We start from the raw sequence: 21,126 nt of genomic DNA on the forward strand, positions 1-21,126 counted from the left end.
TCATGAAATTCGATTCGCTCATGCGCGGGTTCACGATCCGGGTTCGCATGCTGGGGGCCATCGGCGTCGTGCTGTGTCTGCTGGGCCTGCTCGGCGGCGCGGGCATGCTGGGCATGTTCCGCATCCATGCGATGAGCGAGGAGTTCATCGGCCATTCCTTTTCGGAAGTGAGCGCCATGGCCGAGCTGCGCGGCGAGATGGGCAACATCCGCCAGCACGAAAAGGACATGATCATCCAGTACGAGAAGCCAGAGGGCGTGCAGAAGTCGCACGCGGCCTGGCTGGAGAGCCTGGACCGCGCCAAGAAGGCAGCGGCGCGCTTCCAGGATGGCGGACAGGACAAGGACAACCAGCTGGCCTCCGACATCGTGAAGCGGCTCGATGCCTACCGCACCCAGTTCGCGAGCGTCGCGCGCCAGCTCGAGGCCGGCGGCTATGACAGCGCCACCATCGCCAACCGCATGAGCACCAAGGCCGTGGCGGAATTTGCCGAGGCCGACAAGCTGCTCTCCCAACTGGACAGCGAGCTGCGCAAGGAAGTGGCGGAAGTGACCGCACGCCAGCAGTCCGTGTCCGAGCAGACCAAATGGCTGTTCGCGCTGGCGGTGGTGATCACCGTGGTGGTGGTGGTGCCGCTCACGCTGCTGAACATGAATTCCATCTGCCGTCCGCTGGTGGAGGCGCGCCGCATGGCCCAGGCCATCGCCGGCGGCGACCTGTCGCAGCGCATGCACGTGGAGGGCCGCGACGAGGTGGCCGACCTGCAGCGCTCGCTGCAGGGCATGCAGGAGGGGCTGAGCGCGCTGGTGTCGCAGGTGCGCGATGCGAGCGGCAGTATCGCCACGGCCAGCCAGGAGATCGCCTCGGGCAACCAGGACCTGTCCTCGCGCACGGAGCAGACCGCCAGCAACGCGCAGGAGGCAGTGGCATCGCTGTCGCAGCTCACGTCCACGGTGCAGCAGACCGCCTCCTCCTCGCAGGTGGCCAACCAGCTCGTCGCCTCCGCATCGGGCATCGCCACGCGGGGCGGCGCCGTGGTGGAGCAGGCGGTGGCCAGCATGCACGAGATCTCGGCCTCCAGCCGCAAGATCGGCGACATCATCGGGCTGATCGACTCCATCGCTTTCCAGACCAACATCCTGGCGCTGAATGCGGCCGTGGAGGCCGCGCGGGCCGGCGAGCAGGGCCGGGGCTTCGCCGTGGTGGCCGGCGAGGTCCGCAGCCTCGCGCAGCGCAGCGCCCAGGCCGCCAGCGAGATCAAGGGCCTGATCGGCTCCAGCGTGGCAGCCGTGGACGGTGGCGTGCGCCACGTGGAGGATGCGGGCTCCGCCATGAAGGAGATCGTGGAGAGCGTGCAGCGCGTCTCGGACATCATCGGCGAGATCAACTCCGCCGCCGCCGAGCAGTCTTCCGGCATCGGGCAGGTCAACGGCTCCGTGGGCGAGATCGACCGCATGACCCAGCAGAACGCCGCGCTGGTGGAGCAGTCTGCCGCCGCCGCGGAATCGCTGCGCGAACAGGCAGCTCGCCTGTCGCAGGTGGTGCAGCAGTTCCACCTGGACGATGCGGCGGTGGCGCGCCATGCCACGGCGGTACCCGGTTCCGGCGCCTATGGCGATGCGGCGGCTCTGCCGGCTGGTGGCCGGACGGCGTTGCTGTCGGCTTGATTGCAAGGCGGGGCGGGAGCAGTTCTGTTCTTCGCCCCAGCCCGCCGGACGGGACGGTTTTTCCGATTCCCAGGCGGTCTCTCACGGCGTGCTGAACTCGACTATTTCAAAGGCAGGTCTGCTACCGCGTCACGCAGTTGGCGGGCCCGGGTGCTGTTGAGTTCCGTAATGCACGCCAAACGCAGGATTTCGTGAGAATTACCGGCACCACCTCCGCTCAGAGAAGCCTTGAATTTGCAGTATGTATCGCGGTATTTATCGAAATCCTTATCGGACGCAGCCAAATCGGCCTTGGCTCGGCTGGAATATTTGGCATCTTCATCCCACTTCGACAAAGCGCTAACTGCATTTTTTGTTGCCTGTTGCAATTCAACCTGACTGTCTGAAGCCTTTTTTGCAAGGCAGTCACGCATTCCAGCTTGGGAGAATATACTGCATTCCTCACGTAGAGCGCGCTCTTCTGTGGCATGCGTGGGTGACGCCGCAATAACTGATGCGAAAAGGAAGCTTGCCGAAGATATCGCCCTGAGAACTATTTTCCGCATACTGCAGCCTTTCCTTTTCGCAGCAATGGTAACACGTAGTCGAGTTTTCTTGCATAATCGGGATCACCGCCACCGTTATATCTTTGCGCCACCATCTGGGTTGATAAAGTCCGCCAGCTTTTTATGGTTCTCTGGATTGATGATTTTTGGTATGTCAGCACTTGTCCGGGTCGCAGGAGCAAGATGTTTGGATTCAATTTTTGTATTGTCTCCACCGTGCTGCCATTTTTTCTTGCGATCTTCTCGAAGCTGTCTCCCGGCTTGACGACAACTTCGTAGTATTTTTCATCTGAACTCGGCAGGTTGCGGTATTCGTAATTTCCCATCTTCATCAGCAAATAACCTATTCCTGCACGTAGGTTATATTGAGGGATTGTTCTGACCGTATTTGACGTCAATTTAGATTTCCAGTTGGGTGGCAATATCAAATCGCCGCCTTCATCCCCGCTGAGAAGCGAGGCCATTCCAGGGTCTCCAGCGACACCGATCTGCATTGGTTTGATTTTCCATTCTGGACTGTTTGCACCAGTTTCTACCCAAACCATCGATTTGATTAAATACCAATCCAAGGGTATATAGCCCGCCACACCGGAAAGGTGTTGGTTGTATTCATTGACGGCCAACTGGATCTCGCAATCCCAGTCGTTCCAGCGAACATCCTGGACAGCTTTGTCGATGCCCTCTTGCCACTTCTCGAATCCCGTCTTCTTGCGTCCTTGCTCTGCCATCAAAGCCCTCTCCGTCTTATGCCGTTGTTTACGTTTGCTCTACTCGCACCGCTATGCTGGGTTGAAGATAACGTGAACGTGCCGTGCAATTACGTAACTTCTATTCATGCTTTGCATAAGTTAGAGGAGGGTTCGAAACGCGCAGGCGTTGGATAGAGGTATGGCGCATGGTCTAGGTCGCGCTGGTGTCGCCGACCTGCACTGCTGGACACCGCGAGCATCGCCATGCCATTCAGCAAGACCTTTCCCGAGAGTCTTATGGAGTCTATAGTTGCTCGGACGCCCCTCACCAGCGGTGGCTACGATGCGATGCCGTGCTCACGTAGGGGCGAGCGCATTTGTCTTCGATCAGTGAGTTCGATGTGCGCATCAAGATCATGTCGCAGACTTAGCCCAGTATGCACGCTTGCTGGCTGCAAAATCTAACGGCCGACTCAAGAAGTTCTATGGATATTTAATCGGGTGCAAAATTGATCCGTCCAGGATGATGCCTGAGTACAAGCGATTTCCGAACGGAAAAGGATTCTTTAGCACGTCACAACTTGTCGACTACGAAACCGACCGAAGGTATGGGGAGTTGTACAGCGAGGTGCTGCTATATGAGCACTTCATTGAGAGAGCAGCAATGAGACTGCGAGTCTACAAAGACAAGCTGAAGGTCCAACTGGACTAATCTCTGGGACCTTTGGTGGGAGGTTTCCTAATTGCTAGAGTCATAAAAAAGGCCTTTCCCGCGGACTTTCCTCCGCGTGAACAGGCCTTTCGTGCCGGCAAACAGTCTTACGCGAGCGCGCCGGGTTCCTGCCCCTTCTTCGGCCCGAACCACGCCACGTACAGCGCCGGCAGCACCACCAGCGTGAGCAGCGTGGCCGTCACCAGCCCGCCGATCACCACGATGGCCAGGGGGCGCTGTGTTTCCGAGCCGATCTCGTGCGACAGCGCCATGGGCAGCAGGCCGAGCATGGCGAGCAGGGCGGTCATGAGCACGGTGCGCAGGCGCTGCATGGAGCCCTGGCGCACGGCCTCGACCACGCTGGCGCCGCCGGCCTGCAATTGCTGGAACACCGAGAGCATCACCACGCCGTTGAGCACGGCCTGGCCGGAGAGCGCGATGAAGCCGATGGCTGCCGACACCGACAGCGGGATGCCGAAGACCCAGAGCGCCACGAAGCCGCCGATGAGCGCCAGGGGCACGTTCAGCAGGATGAGCGATGCCATCTTGACTGACTTGAAGGCGTCGAACAGCAGCACGAAGATCAGCAGCAGCGAGATGGGCACGACCACCGAGAGGCGCTTCATGGCGCGTTCCTGGTTCTCGAACTCGCCCGACCAGTTGACCTGGTAGTTGTCCGGCACCTTCACGTTTTTCTCCACGCGGGCCTTCATGTCGGCCACGACGGAGCCCATGTCGCGCCCGGCGATGAAGATGCCGATGGCCGTGGTGCGGCGGCCGGCTTCGCGGGCGATGTTCATGGCGCCCGAGCTTTCGCGGATCTTCGCGACGTCGCCCAGTTGCACATAACCGCCGTCCGGCGTGGCGATGGGCGTGCGTGGCAGGTTGGCGATGGTGCGCTCGTCGGATGGCAGGCGCACCGCCACGGCGAACTTGCGCTCGCCTTCCCACAGGTTGGTGGCGGCCTTGCCGGCCAGGGCGGCCTCGATCACGTCCTGGATGTCGCTCACGTTCAGGCCATAGCGCGCGGCGCGGTCGCGGTCGATGTCGATCAGCAGCTGCGGCACCTGGCCTTCGCGGTCGATCTCGGCGCGGGCCACGCCCTGTACCTGCTTGACCTCTCGGGCGATCTCTTCCGTGATGCGCTTCATCTCGACGAGATCGTCACCGGCCAGCTTGATCACGATCTGGCCCTTGATCTGCGAGATCGATTCGAGCACGTTGTCGCGGATGGGCTGCGAGAACGCCGGGTCGATGCCGGGGATGGCCGAGAGCGCGCGGCCCATCTCCTCGGTGATCTTCGCGCGTGTCATGCCGGGGCGCCACTGGTCCTCGGGCTTCATGTCCACGAAGATCTCGGCCATGGAGATGGTCTTGGGGTCGGTGCCGTCCTCGGGTTGGCCGGCCTTGGAGACGGTGGTACGCACCTCGGGTACCGAGAGCAGCGCCTTGCGCGCCATGCGCAGGATGCGAGAGGCCTCGGCGGTGGAGACGTTGGGCGAGAGGCTGAAGTTCACCCAGGTCGTGCCCTCGTCCAGTTCCGGCAGGAATTCCGAGCCCAGGCGCGAGGCCGCCACCATGGCCACGCCGAACACGGCCAGCGCGATGATGACCACCGTGCGGCGGCGCTCCAGCGCCCAGTCCAGCACCGGAGCGTAGAGGCTCTTGGCACGCGTGACCACGCGGTTGTCGCCGTGCGGCAGCTTGCGGCGCAGCAGCCAGTAGGCCAGCAGCGGCACCAGGGTGAGCGAGAAGATCAGCGAGCCGATGAGGGCGGTGGTGACCGACAGCGCCATGGGCTGGAAGATGCGGCCCTCGTGGCGCTGCAGCGCGAAGATGGGGATGTGCGCCGCGATGATGATGAGCATCGAGAACAGCGTGGGCCGGCCGACTTCGCCCGCGGCCTCGATGATGGTGTCGCGCCGGTCGCGGTCGTCCATGTCCTCGCCGCGTTCGGCCAGGCGGTGCATGATGTTCTCGATCACGATCACCGCGCCGTCCACGATGATGCCGAAGTCCATCGCACCCAGGCTCAGCAGGTTGGCCGGCACGCCCATGATCTTCAGGCCCATGAAGGTGGAGAGCAGGGCGAGCGGGATGATGACCACCACGGCCAGGCTGGCGCGCAGGTTCGACAGGAAGATGTAGAGCACCAGCGAGACCAGCAGCGCGCCTTCGACGAGGTTGTGGAAGACGGTGGTGAGGGTCTTGTCCATCAGCCAGGTGCGGTCGTAGAAGGGCACGATCTGCACGCCCGGCGGCAGGCCGCGCTGGTTCAGCTGGGCGATCTTGTCCTTCACGCCCTTGAGCACCACGCTCGGGTTCTCGCCTTTGCGCATCACCACGATGCCGGTGACGATGTCGTCGTCCTGGTCCTGGCCCACCACGCCGAGCTGCGGCACGGCGCCGATGCGCACCTGGGCGATGTCGCGGATCAGCACGGGCGTGCCGCCGCGCGAGGCGACGACGATGCGGCCGATGTCCTCGGCCGAGCGCAGCAGGCCCAGTCCGCGGATGGTGTACTGCTGCGCGCCCTGCGCCACGTAGCTGCCGCCGGCGTTGGCGTTGCCGCGGCCCAGCACGTCCAGCAGGTTCTGGAAGCTCACCTTGTACGCGCGCAGCTTGTCCATGTCGGGCTGCACCTCGTACTGCTTGATGGCGCCGCCCATGGCCACCACGTCGGCCACGCCGGGCACCTGGCGCAGCGCGCGTTCGACGGTCCAGTCCTCGATGGTGCGGATCTCGGTGGTGGTGAGGCCGTCGCCCTTGAGGCGGTAGCGCATGATCTCGCCCACCGGCGTGGCGTTGGGCGCGATCTCGGCCTGTACGCCCTGGGGCAGATCGACGGTCGAAAGCCGCTCGGCCACCTGCTGGCGCACGATGTTCACGTTGGCCGCATCGTCGTACGTGACCACGGTGAACGACAGCCCGAACTGCGTATGCGAGAACACGCGGATGGAGTTCGGCAGGCCGGCCAGGGCGGTCTCGATGGGCAGCGTGACCTGCTTTTCCACTTCCTCCGGCGCGCGGCCGGGAAAGAGCGCGATCACGGTGACCTGGGTGTCGGTGACATCCGGGAAGGCTTCCACCGACAGGTTCTTGAAAGCGATCACGCCCGCGAGCGCGAACAGCAGCACGCCCAGGATGATGAACAGGGGCTGGTGCAGCGCGTAGTGGATGAGACGCTTCATGGGGTCTCTTTCTTCGCGGTGGCGGCGTCTTCGGCCATGGACTGGAACTGGCGCGCCAGCAGCAGCGCGTTCTGGTTCACCACGGCTTCGCCGGGCTGCAGGCCGGCGGAAACGAGCACCTCGGCCGGGCCTTCATGGGCCAGTTCGACCTTGCGCGGCTCGAACACGCCGGATTCTCGGCGCACGAAGATGAGGTGCTGCGTGCCGTCCAGCACGATGGCGCTGGCGGGCACCACCACGCCGCCGGCGCGGCTTTCCTGCACGCGGGCGGTGGCCAGCATCTCAGCCTTCAGGCGGCGGTCGGCGTTGGGCACCACGCCTCGCACCTTGATCGTGCGCGTGCCCGGATCGATGGCATCGGCCGTGGCCGTGACCTTGCCGGCGAAGGTGGCGCCGGGGTAGGCCGGCACCTGCAGCGTGATCGGGTCGCCCGGGCGCAGCGAGGCCAGGTCGGTCTCGCGCGCGTCGATCTGCACCCAGAGGGAGGTCGGGTCGGTCACCACGAAGAGCGCCGGGCCGGACTGGTCGGGCCGCACTTCCTGGCCGGGGTTGAGGTTGCGCTCGACCACCACGCCGCCAATGCCGGTGGAGAGGGCCAGTTGCTGGTTCACGCCGCTGGCGCTGCCGTAGAGGCGCGTGCGGGCCGCGGCGCGGGCCACTTCGGCCTGGGCTCCGGCGGCGTCGGCCTCGGCCTGCTCCAGGTCCTTGCGGGCGATGATGCCGGCCTCGAACAGCTCGCGCTGGCGCTTGAGCGATTGCTGCGCCAGCGATTGCCCGGCCTGGGCCTTGGCGGTGTCGGCCTGGGCCTGGCCGAAATCGGGCGAGGCCAGCAGGGCGAGCGGCGCGCCGGCCTTGACCGATTGGCCCAGGTCGGCCTGGATGGCGGTCACGCGGCCGGCGAAGGCGGGGTAGATGCGCTGGGTGCGCTCTTCGTTCCACACCAGGCGGGCGGGCAGGTCCACCGCCACGTCCTTGGCGGCACGGGCTTCCACGGTGCCCAACAGGGCGAGCTGCGGATGGCCGGACGGAAAGCGCAGCTGGCCGGCCTGCATCACGGGCGGGGCGGGTTCGGGCGGCGTGGCGGCGGCTTCCGCGCCGGACTTGCCGCAGCCGGGCAGCAGCGCGCAGGCGGCGCCGAGCGCGGCCAGGGCCAGCAGGCCGCGCGCGGAAGGACGCCGCGCGGGAAGGGAGAGAAGGGGAGCCATCATGGTCGGGAGGTCCGGAAAGGAATGCAGTGGAAAGCGGGAGGGCTGGGTGGTGGCGCGGCGGTCAGGCCGGGGTCAGGGCGTGCCGGTGAGCAGCTGCGGGCGGGTGCGCAGCAGCCAGGCGCCGCGCGCCTTGGCGTAGTCGGCGCGGGCGGCCAGCGCGTCCAGCAGCGTGGCGCGCAGGGTGCGCTGGGCGTCCAGCAGGTCCGTGAGGGCGATGGCGCCCTTGCGGTAGGCCAGCTCGGCGCTGTCGGCCACCTGGCGTGCACGGGGCAGCACGCCCTGGTCGTAGTCGGCAGCGCGGCGGGCGGCGCTCTCCTGCGTCTGGCGCAGGCGCTGCAGGTCCAGCAGGGCCAGCCGGCGCGTGTTGTCCAGCGCATCCTGCGCCTTGGCGTAGTCGGCCTGGGCGCGGCCGATCTCGCCCTGGTACTGGTAACCCCACTGCAGCGGGATCTGTACGCGCAGTTCGACCTGCCGGGTCGAAGTGCCGGGGAAATGGTCGATGGAGGCGCCCACCGTCCAGTCGGACTTGCGCAGGGCGTTGGCGCCGTCCAGCGCGGCCTGGGCAGCCTGGGCGCGCGCCAGGGCGGCGCGCACGTCGGCGCGGGTTTCGGCCCAGGCGGCCAGGTCGGCATCGGTGGCGGGCGGGTCGCCGGCCAGGGTGGGCCAGGGCGTGTCCACGGCCTGCAGGCGGCTGCCGGTGCTGCCCGTGACCTGGGCCAGCGCCAGTGCGGCGTCGTCCCGGGCCTGCTCGGCCGCGCGCGTGTCGGCACGGGCGCGTTCGGCCTCGATGCGGGTGCGCGAGGCATCCTGCACCGAGAGATCGCCCGCCTTCACGCGGCGCTCGGCCATGCCGGCCACGTCGGCCAGGCTGCGCTCGATGGCGGCGACCTCGGCGAGGCGGTCCTGCGCGGCCAGCAGGTCGTAGTAGGCCCCCAGGGCGGCCTGCAACTGCTGGACCTGCGTGTCTTCCACGTCGGCTTCCGCGGCGTTGGCCGTGCTCTCGGCCGCCTTCTTGCGCAGCGCGCGCTTGTCGCCGCGCTCCCAGGTCCAGTCGATGCCGACGGACTTGTCGATGCGCTTGCGCGTGAACACGTTGCCCGGGCCGGGGCCGTGCTGCAGGTCGATGGAACTGGCCTTGGTGGTCAGGGAGGGCAGGGGCGCATGGTCGGCGCTGAGCACGTCGGCGCGCGCGCCGGCCAGTTCCTGCCGGGCCTGGTTGACTTCGCTGTTGTCGCGGGCGGCGGCCAGGGCCTGGGAGAGCGTCCAGCCAGTGCCGCGCGGGGCGGCCGCCGTGGCAGGCGCGGGAGCGGGCCGGGAGGATGCGGGCATGGCCGCCGTGGCCTGGGCCTGGGCCGGGTGCGGCCCGGCCAGCCAGGCGCCGCCGCAGGCCAGGAGGCCGGCCGCGATCCGCAGTGCGGTGCCGCTGCGCAGGGAAAGGGAGGGGGGATTGGAACGCATGCCCTGTTTATCGGCGTGCGAGCCTGACCACGGCCTGACCTGGCGTGCCGCCGGGCCCCGGGCGCGACACAATGCGGCTTGTGCGCCACGGTGCGGCTAGCCGTACCCGGGCGGGGCTTTTTTTCCTTCTCTTTTTTCCTTCCATCTTTGGTGCAGCCATGCGGATTCTCGTAGTCGAAGACGATGCCGTGCTGCGCGGCGTGATGCAGCGCAGCCTGGCCGACGCCGGCCACCGCGTGGACGTGGCCGCCACGCTGGCCGAAGCCGACCATTTCTGGAAGGTGCAGCCCTTCGACGCGGTGCTGCTGGACCTGAACCTGCCGCAGGATGCCGCCCATGCCAGCCCGGTGGGCAGCGGCCTGGCCGTGCTGCGCGCCGCCCGCGCGCGGGGCGACCGCACGCCGGTGCTGGTGCTCACCGCCCGCGACCGCACCGAGGAGCGCATCGCCGGCCTGGATGCGGGCGCCGACGACTACCTGGGCAAGCCCTTCGACCTGGCCGAGGTGGAGGCCCGGCTGCGCGCCCTGGTGCGCCGCACGCAGGGCACGGACGACCGCACCAGCGCCGGCACGCTGGTGCTGGACCGGCGGGCGCGCCGCTTCACCCTGCATGGCCAGCCCTTCGAGTTGCCCGCGCGCGAATTCGAGGTGCTGTGGGAGCTGATGACCCCGCCCGGGCGGGTGGTGAGCAAGCGCAGCCTGTCGGACAAGCTGTCGGACTTCGACGACATGCTGGGCGACAACGCGCTGGAAGCCTTCATCTCTCGCCTGCGCAAGAAGCTGCAGGGCAGCGGCGCCGGCATCCGCACGCTGCGCGGGCTGGGCTACATGCTGGAGGCGGCCGACGCCGCGGCGACGGAAGGAGACGCATGAGCGGCGATACGCCTGCCGCGCCCCCGCCACAGAGGCCGGCGCCCTCGCCGCCCTCGCTGCGTGCGCGCCTGCTGCGCCACGTGCTGGTGCCGCTGGCGCTCACATGGTTCGCGGGCACGGCCATTTCGGTGCTGGTGGCCAACGGCTTCACGCAGCGCGCCTTCGACCGGGCGCTGCTGGACGATGCCTATGCGATCGCGGCCAATGTGCGGATCAAGGGCGGGGCGCTGGACCTGGCGCTCAGTTCGCGCGAACTCAAGTCCGTGCTGTTCGACCAGGTGGAGACGGTGTATTTCGCCGTGCTGCTGCCTGACGGGTCGATGCTCTCGGGCAATGCCAGCCTGCCGGTGCCTCCACCCCGCGACGAGGCCTATCGCTTTTCCGACATCAGCTACCGCGGGCGGGCGCTGCGGGCCGTGCGGGTGCGGGTGAGCGAGCCGCAGGCCTTCGAGGTCATCACGGCCCAGACGGTGCATGCGCGCAGCGCCATGCTGCGTGGCGTGCTGCTGTATTCGGTGGTGTCGCAGGTGCTGCTGCTGGGCGCGCTGGCGTTCTGGCTGCGGCGTGCCATCCAGGCGGACCTGCGGCCCCTGGCGGCCTTCCAGGAGGAACTGGCGGGCCGGGATGCGCGGGGCCTCGAGCCGGTGCCGGTGCAGGCCTCCACGCGCGACCTGCAGCATCTGGGCGCTGCCGTGAACGGCCTGCTGGCGCGCGTGGCCGAGGGCGTGCGGGCGCAGCGGGAATTCGCGGGCAACGTGGCGCACGAGTTGCGCACCCCGCTGGCGGGCATCCGCGCGCTCGCGGCCTATGGCCTGGCCCACAAGGACCCGGCCGTGTGGCACGAGCAGCTCGCCGGCGTGGCCGCCAGCGAGGCCCGCGCCAGCCACCTGGTGGACCAACTGCTGGCCCTGGCGCTGGCCGACGAGGTGCGCGGTGCCGTGCCGCGGCAGCCCGTGGCGCTGGACGAGCTGGCGCGGGATGCCGTGCTGCGCTTCCTGCCACGCGCCGACGCGGCGGGCGTGGACCTGGGCGCGCGCGGGCTGGATCGGCCCGTGGTGGTGCAGGGGCAGACCGTGCTGATCGAAGGGGTACTGGGCAACCTGATCGACAACGCGCTGCGCTACGGCCGCCCGCCGGTGCAGGAAGGCGTGGCCCCGCGCATCACCGTGGAGATCGCGCAGGATGATGGGGCGGACGGCGGCGGCGTGGTGCTGTCGGTGGTGGACAACGGCCCGGGCATCCCGCAGGGGCTGCGCACCGACCTCATGCAGCGCTGGGCCCAGGGCCGCGAAGGCGAACGCCTGGGGCAGGGCGCGGGACTGGGCCTGGCCATCGTGGCGCGCTATGCGGAGCTGCTGGGCGCGCGCCTGGTGCTGGGAACGGGTCCGGACGAACAGGGGCTGCGGGTGGGACTGGTGTTCGCGCCCCTGGGGCCGACCTAAGGCCGCTCAGACCGCTTCTTCGCCGAATACCGGCCGGAAGAAGCTGCGCTCGTAGCTCAGGATGCAGCGGGTTTCGTCCGCATAGCGGAAGGCCGCGATGCATTCGGCATCCTGCATCGACTGCTGGCGGTAGGTTTCGTAGGCGGCGAGCGAGGGAAAGGTGAACATCGCCAGCGCGATGTTGTTGGCGCCTTCCGACGGCAGGAAGTAGCCGTGGTGGCGGCCGCCGAACTTCTCCACCAGGGGAATCCAGAGCCGGCCGTAGTGCTCGAATTCGGCGAGCTTGTAGGGGTCGATGACGTAACGCAGTGTGCAGGTGATCATGGCCCGATTTCACCGCATTTTCGGGAGAAACGGGCTGAACCGGTACCTGGCCCCCGGAATGCGGCGTTCGGGCCTCCAGGAGGCCTTCCAGGGGCCTCGGTGAAGCCCCCGCGCCGTTTCTGCGGGCGGCAGGGGCGCGGCCCGGTCAGCCGAGTGTCGGATAGTCGGTGTAGCCCTTCTCGCCGCCGCCGTAGAAGGTCTTGGAGTCCCACGGGTTGATCGGTGCGTCCTGGCGCAGCCGTTCGACCAGGTCGGGGTTCGAGATGAAGGCCTTGCCGAAGGCTACGATGTCGGCACGGCCGCTGGCCACCGCTTCCATCGCCAGTGCCCGGTCGTAGGCGTTGTTGACCATCCAGGCACCCTTGCCGCCGGCCTTGCGATAGGCGGCCTTCAGGGCTTCGTAGTCGAACGGGCGGCCTTCCACCTCGCGCGGGCCTCCGGTGGAGCCTTCGATGACGTGGACATAGGCCAGGCCCAGCGGCGCGAGCTGGCGGATCACGTAGTCGAACAGCGGCTGCGGATCGGCATCGACGATGTCGTTGGCCGGCGTGACGGGCGAGAGGCGGATGCCCACCTTGCCGCCGCCGATCGCGTCCACCACGGCGCGCGTGGCCTCGAGCAGCAGGCGGGCGCGGTTCTCGATGCTGCCGCCGTAGTCGTCGGTGCGCTGGTTGGCGCCGGTCTTGAGGAACTGGTCCAGCAGGTAGCCGTTGGCACCGTGGATCTCCACGCCGTCGAAACCGGCCGTCTCCACCGCATTGCGCGCGGCCGCGGCGTAGTCGTGCACGATCCCGGGCAGCTCTTCGGCGTCCAGCGCGCGGGGCTCCGAGGTGGCCGCGAAATGGCCCTGGCCGGTGGCCTTGTCGATCAGGTAGGTCTTGGACTTGGCGGCGATGGCCGAGGGCGCCACGGGCGCGCCGCCACCGGGTTGCAGGTCGTTGTGGGAGATGCGGCCCACGTGCCAGAGCTGGGTGACGATCTTGCCGCCGCGCTCATGCACCGCCGCGGTCACTTTCTTCCATCCGTCCAGCTGGTCGGTGCCGTAGAGGCCCGGCACGTCCGCATAGCCCTGGCCCTGGTGGCTGATGGCCGTGGCCTCGGTGATCAGCAGGCCGGCGGTGGCGCGCTGGGCGTAATAGGTGGCGGTGATGTCCTTCGGGACCGCGTTCGGCGAGCGGTTGCGCGTGAGCGGCGCCATGGCGATGCGGTTGGCGAGCTGCAGGTCGCCGGCCTGGACGGGATCGAAAAGCGTATGGGACAAGGGAACACCTCTTTCGAAAAAGTGGGGGGTGGGACTAAAGGCCCGGGCCGGGCCCTCCACGGCAGAGAGCGACGTTACCGCGTTTGCGCTTTTCCTGCAGTGGGACTGCGCCGCGACGGGATATGCAAGTCGTGCTAGCGAAATCGCAGCAACCGGCGGCGCATCGCAACTTCTCCAGGACGGCCGGCTTATCTGTTTTGCGCATGGGCATGCGCGCAAACGGCGCTTAGCTGCGGGAAAAGCGGTTCCTATGATGGTTCGGCCCGGCCACTGCCGGGTTCGAGACACCACAACCATCCAACGAAGGGGTTATCCAGATGCCATTCCAGCCGGTACAGAGCACGCCATCCACCCGCCGCCGCGCCCTGCAGCGCACGGCCCTGCTGATGGCGGGCAGTCTGCTGTGCGGCACCGCCGCCATGGCGCAGGCGAAGAAGGAAGTGGTGATCGGCTACCAGGACATGGTGGTGCCATGGCGCCATGCGCAGGAGACGAAGGAGGTCGAGCGCCGCACCGGCTACCAGGTGACCTACCGCAAGCTGGGCAGCGGTGCCGAGGTGGTGCGCGCGCTCGCGTCGGGCGCCATCCAGATCGGCGAGGCGGGCTCCTCCCCCATCGCGGCGGCGCTGTCGCAGGGCGTGCCGATCGAAGTCTTCTGGGTGCTGGACAACATCAACGACGCGGAGGCACTGGTCGTGCGCAACGGCTCGGGCGTGAACTCGCTGGCCGACCTGAAGGGCAAAAAGATCGGCCTGCCTTTCGTCTCCACCACGCATTTCCACGCGCTGGTGGCGCTGCAGGACGCCGGCATCGACCCCAGGACCGTGCGCATCGTGAACCTGCGGCCGCCGGAGATCCTGGCCGCCTGGGAGCGTGGCGACATCGACGCCACCTTCGTCTGGGACCCGGTGCTCGCCAAGGTCAAGCAGAGCGGCAAGGTGCTCGTCACTTCCGGGCAGATCGCGGCCAGGACCGGCAAGGCCACCTTCGACGCACTGGCCGTGAACCAGGAGTTCGCGCGCACGCACGATGCCTTCCTCACGCAGTTCGTTCAGGTGCTGGCCGATGCCGACAAGGCCTACACCGCGAACAAGGCGGCCTGGACGGCGGACGCGGCGCCCGTGAAGTCGATCGCCAAATGGTCCGGCGCCGAAGCCCCGGCGGTTCCGGCCAGCCTCGCGCTCTATGCGTTCGTGCCGCCGGCCGAGCAGGCCGGCCCGCAATGGCTGGGCGGCGGCAAGGAGTCGGGCGTGGCGAAGTCGCTGGCCGCGACGGCCGCCTTCCTGAAGGAGCAGGGGACTGTGCAGTCCGTGCTGCCCGATTATTCGGTGGGGGTGAACCCGGCGTGGGTGCAGCGTGCGCGCTGAGCCGTCTGCGCAAGCCGCAGGGTCGCGCAGCCCTGCCTGCCGTGGGGGCGGGGGCGGATTGTCCCTGCGCGACGTGAGCGTGCGCTACGCCGGCACGGATCAGCCCGCGCTGCGGGGCGTCGATCTCGATATCGCCGCGGGCGAACTGGTGGTGGCGCTGGGGGCATCCGGATGCGGCAAGACCACGCTGCTGAACTGCATGGCCGGCTTTACCGAACCCTCTGCCGGAGACATCCTGCTGGATGGGCGGCCGGTGATGGGGCCGGGCGCCGAGCGGGGCGTGGTATTCCAGAAGCACGCTCTCATGCCATGGCTGAACGTGATCGACAACGTGGCGCTGGGCTTGCGGCTCCAGGGTGTTTCACGTGGAACACGCCAGCGGCTGGCGGGTGAGCGGCTGGCCCAGGTGGGGCTGGAGGCTTTCGCGCAGGCGCCTGTCTGGCAGCTCTCGGGCGGCATGCAGCAGCGCGTGGGCATCGCCCGTGCCCTGGCCAGCGACCCGCAGGTGTTGTTGATGGACGAGCCTTTCAGCGCGCTGGATGCGTTCACGCGCGAATCGCTGCAGGAGCTGGTGCTGCGGCTGTGGCACGGCACGGGCAAGACGATTTTCTTCATTACCCACGACGTGGAAGAGGCGCTGTTCCTCGCCTCCCGCCTGATCGTGATGGCGCCGCGCCCGGGCCGCATCGTGCGGCAGCATGGACTGGATTTCAACCGCCAGTTCCTGAAGGGCCAGCCTGCCCGGGCGGTGAAATCCGGCCCGGCTTTTATCGGCTGGCGCGAGCGTGTGCTGGACGAGGTGGCGCCATCGCTGGCCCCGCAGGCAGCGGTCCGGCAGCCAGAGCATGTGAGGCATGTCCATGCCTGATGAAGCGTTGACGCCGTCGCTCCGGACACTGGCGCCGCAGCCCCGGCGCGGGGCGGCTGTGCCCGATTCGACCCTGGCTCCCGCGGAAGCCGCCCCACCGCCCGCCTTGCGGGCCGTTGCGCCATACCGCCTGCCGGGCCAGGAGTCGAGCCGGGGCCTGAGCGTGGCCTGCGTCGCCGCGTTCGCGCTGCTGTGGTGGCTGGCCACGCAGCAGCAGTGGGTAAAGCCGCTGTTCCTGCCCGCACCCCCTGCCGTGCTGCTGGCGCTGCGCGATGCCTGGGAGGGGCGCATCCAGGGCGGGGAACCCCTGTGGCGGCACCTGCAATGGAGCGCGATCCGTGTTTTCGGCGCCTTCGTGCTCGCGGCCCTGACGGCGGTGCCCGTCGGCATCGCCATGGGCGTGAGCCGCGTGGCGCGCGGCGTGTTCGATCCACCCATCGAGTTCTACCGGCCACTGCCGCCGCTGGCCTACCTGCCGCTCATCGTCATCTGGTTCGGCATCGACGAAACGGCGAAGATTCTGCTGATCTACCTGGCCTGCTTCGCGCCCGTCGCGCTGGCAGCGCGGGCCGGGGTGCGCAGCGCGAGCGTGGAGCAGATCCATGCCGCGCTGTCGCTGGGTGCGAGCCGCTGGCAGCTGGTGCGGCATGTGATCGTGCCGGCGGCACTGCCCGAGATCCTGGTGGGGCTGCGCATCGCCATCGGTTTCGGCTGGACGACACTGGTGGCAGCGGAAATGGTGGCGGCGACGGTGGGCATCGGGCAGATGGTGCTCAATGCCTCGAACTTCCTGCGCACCGACCTCGTGGTGGCCGGCATCCTGGTGATCGGCCTGGTGGCCTGGACGTTCGATCTGGGCATGCGCTGGGTGGAGGCCCGCGCGGTGCCCTGGAAGGGACGGGCCTGAACACGGGCCCGTCCTGTTTCCGAAAGCCTGAAGAAGGCTTACTTCTGCAGGCCCTCTGCCTTGAGGGCGGCCTGCACGGCCGGACGGGCGCCCACGCGTGCCAGATAGGCTTGCAGGTTCGGCAGGCCGGACAGGTCCACGCCCACGTGCTTGCCCCAGCCGCTGACGGTGAACAGGTAGCCGTCCGCCACGGAGAAGTGCTCGCCCATCAGCCATTCCTTGCCGGCGAGCTGCTCGTCCAGCCACTGGAAGCGCGACATCAGCTTCTCGCGCACGATGGGCTTGTAGGCATCGGGCGTGTTGGGCTGGAACAGCGGGCTGTGGCCCTTGTGCAGTTCCGTGCCGATGAAGTTCAGCCATTCCTGCAGGCGGTAGCGTGCCAGCGTGCCGTTGGCGGGCGCAAGGTTCTTGTGGGGCGCCTGATCCGCGATGTATTGCACGATGGCGGGGCCTTCGCGCAGGCGGGTACCGTCGTCGAGTTCCAGCACCGGCACATAGCCGAGGGGGTTGATGGTGTAGAAGTCGGTCCCGTCCTGGAGCTTGTGGCTCTTGGTGCTCGCGAGCACGGGGGTGAAGGCCAGGCCGGCCTCGTGCAGGGCGATGTGCGGGGAAAGCGAGCAGGCACCAGGACTGTAGTAGAGCTTCATGGTCAGGTTCTGAAGGCAGTGGAACAAGCCTGCCATGCTATAGCGAAGCGGCAATCCGTGCTGTCGGCCTGCGAGCCGGCACACGGGCGGTCACCCCGGCCGTCAGGCGGGCTGGGTGGCGGTTTCCAGCCGGCCGAGCCAGGCGAGGGCATGCTCCCTGCCGGGTCCGCACATGTCCTCCGAGGGCCGCAGGGATGCACAGATCGCCGGCCGCTCGGCGCTGCCGAAAATCCGGCAGCGCATCTGGCTGTCGAGCTGGACGCAGGGAACCCCGGCCGGCTTGCCGGAGGGCATGCCGGGGATCGGGCTCGTGATGGAGGGGGCGATGCAGCAGGCGCCGCATCCCGACCGGCATGCCAGGGCCATGGACGGTCAGGTACCCAGGCGGCCGGCAGCCCAGAGCACCTGGTCCACGACGGCGCGCACGCGGCCATGGTGGGCGGCATCCACGAAGCCGTCCTGAGCGTCGAAGGCGTTGCCCGCATGCCCGAGGGCGAAGGCCTGCGGTGCCAGCCAGCACTCCAGGTTGATGAGCAACGGGGCCAGGTGGCTTTGCGACCGAATGCCTCCCAGGCCGCCGGGCGAGGCGCTCAGCATGCCTACCACCTTGCCGCGGAAGGGCAGGGTGCCGTCGCTCCACACCGGGTGGCCCGCCACCGGGCTGGAGGCCCAGTCGATGGTGTTCTTGAGCAGCGCGGTGTAGCTGCCGTTGTACTCGGGCGAACACACGATCCAGCCTGCGTGGGCATGCAGGATCTCCTTGAGCCGCACCACGTCGGCGGGTGTGCCTCGTGCCTCGAGATCCGCGTTGTAGAGCGGGATGTCGAAGTCCGACAGCTCCAGCAGCGTGGTGTCCGCGCCTGCGGCGCGGGCGATGTCGGCGGCGGCGCGCGCCAGCCGGCGGTTGAGGGATTGCTGGCGGGTGCTGCCCGCGAAGACGAGGATTTTTGGCATGGCACGCATTGCAACACACGGGCGGGACAGGAATCCTGCAAGCGGTGTTCCACGTGAAACATCCAGGCGGACACCCCCGCCTGCGCCCGGGGCGTTCTGCCCCAGGGTGGCGTGTCCATGGCCGAAGTGGGAAAATCCCCGCCTTTCCCCCATTCACCCATCCGCTGACCCGGAGTCGGTGGTGCCGGCCTGTTGCCGGCGCCAGCAGGGTCAAGGTGTGCGCCGGCGGCCCGGTGTGCGCCCCTTATCGGTAACGGGCCGCCCCCTCGTTCGAGGTCCCCGGAGCAGTTTGCATGTTGTACCCCCAGGAATTTGATGTCATCGTCGTCGGCGGAGGCCATGCCGGTACGGAAGCCGCATTGGCCGCTGCCCGCATGGGCAGCAGGACGCTGCTGCTCACCCACAATATCGAGACGCTGGGGCAGATGAGCTGCAACCCCAGCATCGGGGGCATCGGCAAGGGCCATCTCGTGAAGGAGGTGGACGCGCTGGGTGGCGCCATGGCGCTGGCGACGGATGAGGGCGGTATCCAGTTCCGCATCCTCAACAGCTCCAAGGGCCCGGCCGTGCGGGCCACGCGCGCGCAGGCAGACCGCATCCTGTACAAGGCCGCCATCCGCCGCATGCTGGAGAACCAGTCCAACCTTTGGCTCTTCCAGCAGGCCGTGGACGACCTGATGGTGGAGGGCGACCGGGTGGTGGGCGCCGTCACGCAGGTGGGCATCCGGTTCCGGTCGCGCACTGTGGTGCTGACCGCGGGCACCTTCCTGGACGGCAAGATCCATGTCGGCCTGAACAACTACTCCGCCGGCCGGGCAGGGGACCCGCCGGCCGTGTCGCTCAGCGCGCGCCTGAAGGAATTGCAGCTGCCCCAGGGCCGCCTCAAGACCGGCACGCCGCCGCGCATCGACGGTCGCAGCATCGATTTCAGCCAGTGCGAGGAGCAGCCCGGTGACGGCATGCCCGGCGGCGTGAACGAAGGCACCCTTCCGGTGTTCAGCTTCATGGGCAGCACGGCGATGCACCCGCGGCAGGTGCCCTGCTGGATCACGCACACCAACGAACGCACGCACGAGATCATCCGTTCGGGCTTCGACCGCAGCCCCATGTTCACCGGCAAGATCGAGGGCGTGGGGCCGCGCTATTGCCCGAGCGTGGAAGACAAGATCAACCGCTTTGCCGACAAGGACAGCCACCAGATCTTCCTGGAACCGGAAGGGCTGACCACGCACGAGTTCTACCCCAACGGAATTTCCACCAGCTTGCCGTTCGACGTGCAGTACGACCTGGTGCGCTCGATGCGCGGCCTGGAGAACGCCCATATCCTGCGGCCCGGCTACGCCATCGAGTACGACTATTTCGACCCGCGATCGCTCAAGAGCAGTTTCCAGACGCGCCAGATCCAGGGGCTGTTCTTCGCCGGGCAGATCAATGGCACGACGGGCTATGAAGAAGCCGCCGCACAGGGGCTGTTCGCGGGCATCAACGCCGCCCTGCAGTGCCGGGGTGAATCCGCCTGGCTGCCGCGCCGCGACGAGGCCTACCTGGGCGTGCTGGTGGACGATCTCATCACCAAGGGCGTGACCGAGCCCTATCGCATGTTCACCAGCCGGGCCGAGTTCCGGCTGCAGCTGCGGGAGGACAACGCGGACATGCGGCTGACCGAGGCAGGTCGCCGCATGGGCCTGGTGGACGACGCACGCTGGGATGCCTTCAGCCGCAAGCGCGACGCGGTGGCACGGGAGACCGAGCGCCTGAAATCCACCTGGGTGAATCCCCGCAACCTGCCCGCCGAGGAGTCGGCCCGCGTGCTGGGCAAATCGATCGAGCACGAATACAACCTGTTCGACCTGCTGCGCCGGCCGGACGTCACCTATGACGCCCTGACGGGCATGGATGGCGGCAAGTACGCCAGTGCCGGTGTTTCACGTGAAACACTCGGTGAGCTGAGCGCACCGGTGATCGAGCAGGTGGAGATCGCCGCCAAGTACGCGGGATATATCGACCGCCAGAAGGACGAGGTGCAGCGCGCCTTCCACTATGAGAACCTGCAGCTGCCCCAGGAGCTGGACTACATGCAGGTAGCGGCACTGTCGATCGAGGTGCGCCAGAAGCTGCAGAAGCACCGGCCCGAAACGCTGGGGCAGGCCTCGCGGATTTCCGGGGTGACGCCGGCCGCGGTATCGCTGTTGCTGGTGCACCTGAAGAAGGGCGGCTTCCGCGGCTTCACGACCCAGCAGGCTGACGAGGTGGCCGCGTGACGGTGGTTGCCGACGCTTTGTCGGCACCCCTGCGTGCGGGCGCGGAGGCCCTGGGCCTGCAGCTGTCGGAGACGCAACTGGGTCAATTGCTGGAGTTCCTGGCCCTGCTGCAGAAGTGGAACCAGGTCTATAACCTCACGGCAGTGCGTGACCCGCAGGAGATGCTCACGCACCATCTGCTCGACAGCCTTGCGGCGGTGGCGCCGCTGCAGCGCCATCTCCAGGGGGGGGCGAACCTGCCGGGCAGCGCGGCCGACGGCGCCCAGCTGCGCCTGCTGGATGTCGGTTCGGGCGGCGGCCTGCCGGGCGTGGTGTTCGCCATCTGCTGTCCCGCGCTGGACGTGAGTTGCGTGGATACCGTGGCCAAGAAAGCCGCCTTCATCCAGCAGGCCGCGGTGTCGCTGCGGCTGCGGAACCTGCGGGGCATCCACGCGCGGGTGGAAAACCTGGCGGGCCCCTTCGACGTGGTGAGCTGCCGGGCGTTCGCCTCGCTGCCGGATTTCGTGACGTGGTCGCAGGCAGCCATCGCCCCGGACGGCGTCTGGCTGGCGATGAAGGGCCGCGACCCTTCCGATGAAATCGCCCTTCTGCCTCCGGTAGCGGAAGTGTTCCACGTGGAACAACTGGCGGTGCCGGGCCTGGATGCGGAGCGCTGCATCGTATGGATGCGGCCGCGAAAGAACGTGGAAGCCGGGACGGATGGCGTAAGCGGCGCAGCCCTGCCTTAAACTCCCGCTTCCAATTTTCGGGGGG

Annotated in this window: 18 protein-coding genes; 8 read left to right on the plus strand and 10 right to left on the minus strand. The window is 67.8% G+C overall.

The window, feature by feature from the left end; all coding sequences use genetic code 11:
* Positions 1 to 2: 2 nt before the first annotated feature.
* Entirely contained in the window at positions 3 to 1,667 is a 1,665-nt protein-coding gene (locus ACGHC0_RS00225) for a methyl-accepting chemotaxis protein (protein ID WP_368353478.1), read from the plus strand.
* Positions 1,668 to 1,768: 101 nt separating this feature from the next.
* Here ACGHC0_RS00225 and ACGHC0_RS00230 read toward each other — a convergent pair whose 3' ends face one another.
* The 5 genes from ACGHC0_RS00230 to ACGHC0_RS00250 form a co-directional block, all read right to left on the minus strand.
* Positions 1,769 to 2,080, minus strand: coding sequence for a lysozyme inhibitor LprI family protein (locus tag ACGHC0_RS00230; RefSeq protein WP_415267085.1), 312 nt, complete (start codon positions 2,078 to 2,080; stop codon positions 1,769 to 1,771).
* 119 nt (positions 2,081 to 2,199) lie between these two features.
* A complete protein-coding gene (locus ACGHC0_RS00235; protein ID WP_415267086.1) occupies positions 2,200 to 2,940 on the minus strand; it encodes a LysM peptidoglycan-binding domain-containing protein in 741 nt (246 codons plus the stop codon).
* A gap of 780 nt (positions 2,941 to 3,720) precedes the next feature.
* Positions 3,721 to 6,804 (minus strand): efflux RND transporter permease subunit, encoded by a 3,084-nt coding sequence (locus ACGHC0_RS00240; protein ID WP_415267087.1) that lies wholly within the window; start codon positions 6,802 to 6,804, stop codon positions 3,721 to 3,723.
* Positions 6,801 to 8,012: an efflux RND transporter periplasmic adaptor subunit gene (locus tag ACGHC0_RS00245; RefSeq protein WP_415267088.1), complete on the minus strand. Its 1,212-nt coding sequence runs from the start codon at positions 8,010 to 8,012 to the stop codon at positions 6,801 to 6,803. Before ACGHC0_RS00245 ends, ACGHC0_RS00240 begins: the two co-directional genes overlap by 4 nt.
* Before the next feature lie 72 nt (positions 8,013 to 8,084).
* Positions 8,085 to 9,470 (minus strand): TolC family protein, encoded by a 1,386-nt coding sequence (locus tag ACGHC0_RS00250; RefSeq protein WP_415267089.1) that lies wholly within the window; start codon positions 9,468 to 9,470, stop codon positions 8,085 to 8,087.
* Positions 9,471 to 9,628: 158 nt separating this feature from the next.
* Here ACGHC0_RS00250 and ACGHC0_RS00255 point away from each other — a divergent pair, with 158 nt between their 5' ends.
* Positions 9,629 to 10,342, plus strand: coding sequence for a response regulator transcription factor (locus ACGHC0_RS00255; protein WP_368353484.1), 714 nt, complete (start codon positions 9,629 to 9,631; stop codon positions 10,340 to 10,342).
* On the plus strand, positions 10,339 to 11,784 hold the full coding sequence (locus tag ACGHC0_RS00260; protein WP_368353485.1) for a sensor histidine kinase: 1,446 nt from the start codon (positions 10,339 to 10,341) through the stop codon (positions 11,782 to 11,784). Before ACGHC0_RS00255 ends, ACGHC0_RS00260 begins: the two co-directional genes overlap by 4 nt.
* A gap of 6 nt (positions 11,785 to 11,790) precedes the next feature.
* Here the strand turns inward: ACGHC0_RS00260 and ACGHC0_RS00265 are convergent, their stop codons facing one another.
* Positions 11,791 to 12,108, minus strand: coding sequence for an NIPSNAP family protein (locus ACGHC0_RS00265; protein ID WP_368353486.1), 318 nt, complete (start codon positions 12,106 to 12,108; stop codon positions 11,791 to 11,793).
* A gap of 145 nt (positions 12,109 to 12,253) precedes the next feature.
* Complete coding sequence (locus ACGHC0_RS00270; RefSeq protein ID WP_415267090.1) at positions 12,254 to 13,369, minus strand: alkene reductase; 1,116 nt, start codon at positions 13,367 to 13,369, stop codon at positions 12,254 to 12,256.
* A gap of 317 nt (positions 13,370 to 13,686) precedes the next feature.
* Between ACGHC0_RS00270 and tauA the strand changes: the two genes are divergently transcribed.
* Genes tauA through ACGHC0_RS00285 form a run of 3 tightly spaced genes read left to right on the plus strand, consistent with a single transcriptional unit; the run spans position 13,687 to position 16,511 of the window.
* Positions 13,687 to 14,736, plus strand: a complete 1,050-nt coding sequence (gene tauA, locus ACGHC0_RS00275) for a taurine ABC transporter substrate-binding protein (protein ID WP_368353487.1) — start codon at positions 13,687 to 13,689, stop codon at positions 14,734 to 14,736.
* 58 nt (positions 14,737 to 14,794) lie between these two features.
* The gene (locus ACGHC0_RS00280; protein ID WP_415267091.1) at positions 14,795 to 15,604 is read left to right on the plus strand and encodes a taurine ABC transporter ATP-binding protein; all 810 of its coding nucleotides are present in this window, start codon (positions 14,795 to 14,797) and stop codon (positions 15,602 to 15,604) included.
* Positions 15,591 to 16,511, plus strand: coding sequence for an ABC transporter permease subunit (locus tag ACGHC0_RS00285; RefSeq protein WP_368353489.1), 921 nt, complete (start codon positions 15,591 to 15,593; stop codon positions 16,509 to 16,511). Before ACGHC0_RS00280 ends, ACGHC0_RS00285 begins: the two co-directional genes overlap by 14 nt.
* Before the next feature lie 38 nt (positions 16,512 to 16,549).
* Here ACGHC0_RS00285 and gstA read toward each other — a convergent pair whose 3' ends face one another.
* The 3 genes from gstA to ACGHC0_RS00300 form a co-directional block, all read right to left on the minus strand.
* Entirely contained in the window at positions 16,550 to 17,158 is a 609-nt protein-coding gene (gstA, locus tag ACGHC0_RS00290) for a glutathione transferase GstA (RefSeq protein WP_415267092.1), read from the minus strand.
* Positions 17,159 to 17,260: 102 nt separating this feature from the next.
* Positions 17,261 to 17,524 (minus strand): YkgJ family cysteine cluster protein, encoded by a 264-nt coding sequence (locus ACGHC0_RS00295; RefSeq protein ID WP_415267093.1) that lies wholly within the window; start codon positions 17,522 to 17,524, stop codon positions 17,261 to 17,263.
* Between the two features lie 6 nt (positions 17,525 to 17,530).
* Positions 17,531 to 18,112, minus strand: a complete 582-nt coding sequence (locus tag ACGHC0_RS00300) for an NADPH-dependent FMN reductase (RefSeq protein ID WP_415267094.1) — start codon at positions 18,110 to 18,112, stop codon at positions 17,531 to 17,533.
* A 293-nt stretch (positions 18,113 to 18,405) separates the two neighbouring features.
* Between ACGHC0_RS00300 and mnmG the strand changes: the two genes are divergently transcribed.
* Together mnmG and rsmG are read left to right on the plus strand one after the other, a co-directional pair.
* Positions 18,406 to 20,373, plus strand: a complete 1,968-nt coding sequence (gene mnmG, locus ACGHC0_RS00305) for a tRNA uridine-5-carboxymethylaminomethyl(34) synthesis enzyme MnmG (protein ID WP_415267095.1) — start codon at positions 18,406 to 18,408, stop codon at positions 20,371 to 20,373.
* Entirely contained in the window at positions 20,370 to 21,101 is a 732-nt protein-coding gene (rsmG, locus tag ACGHC0_RS00310) for a 16S rRNA (guanine(527)-N(7))-methyltransferase RsmG (protein ID WP_415267096.1), read from the plus strand. The genes mnmG and rsmG overlap by 4 nt, the downstream gene beginning before the upstream one ends.
* Positions 21,102 to 21,126 lie beyond the last annotated feature (25 nt).

Source organism: Acidovorax sacchari (assembly GCF_042847045.1).
Classification (GTDB): Bacteria; Pseudomonadota; Gammaproteobacteria; order Burkholderiales; family Burkholderiaceae_C; genus Paracidovorax; species Paracidovorax sacchari.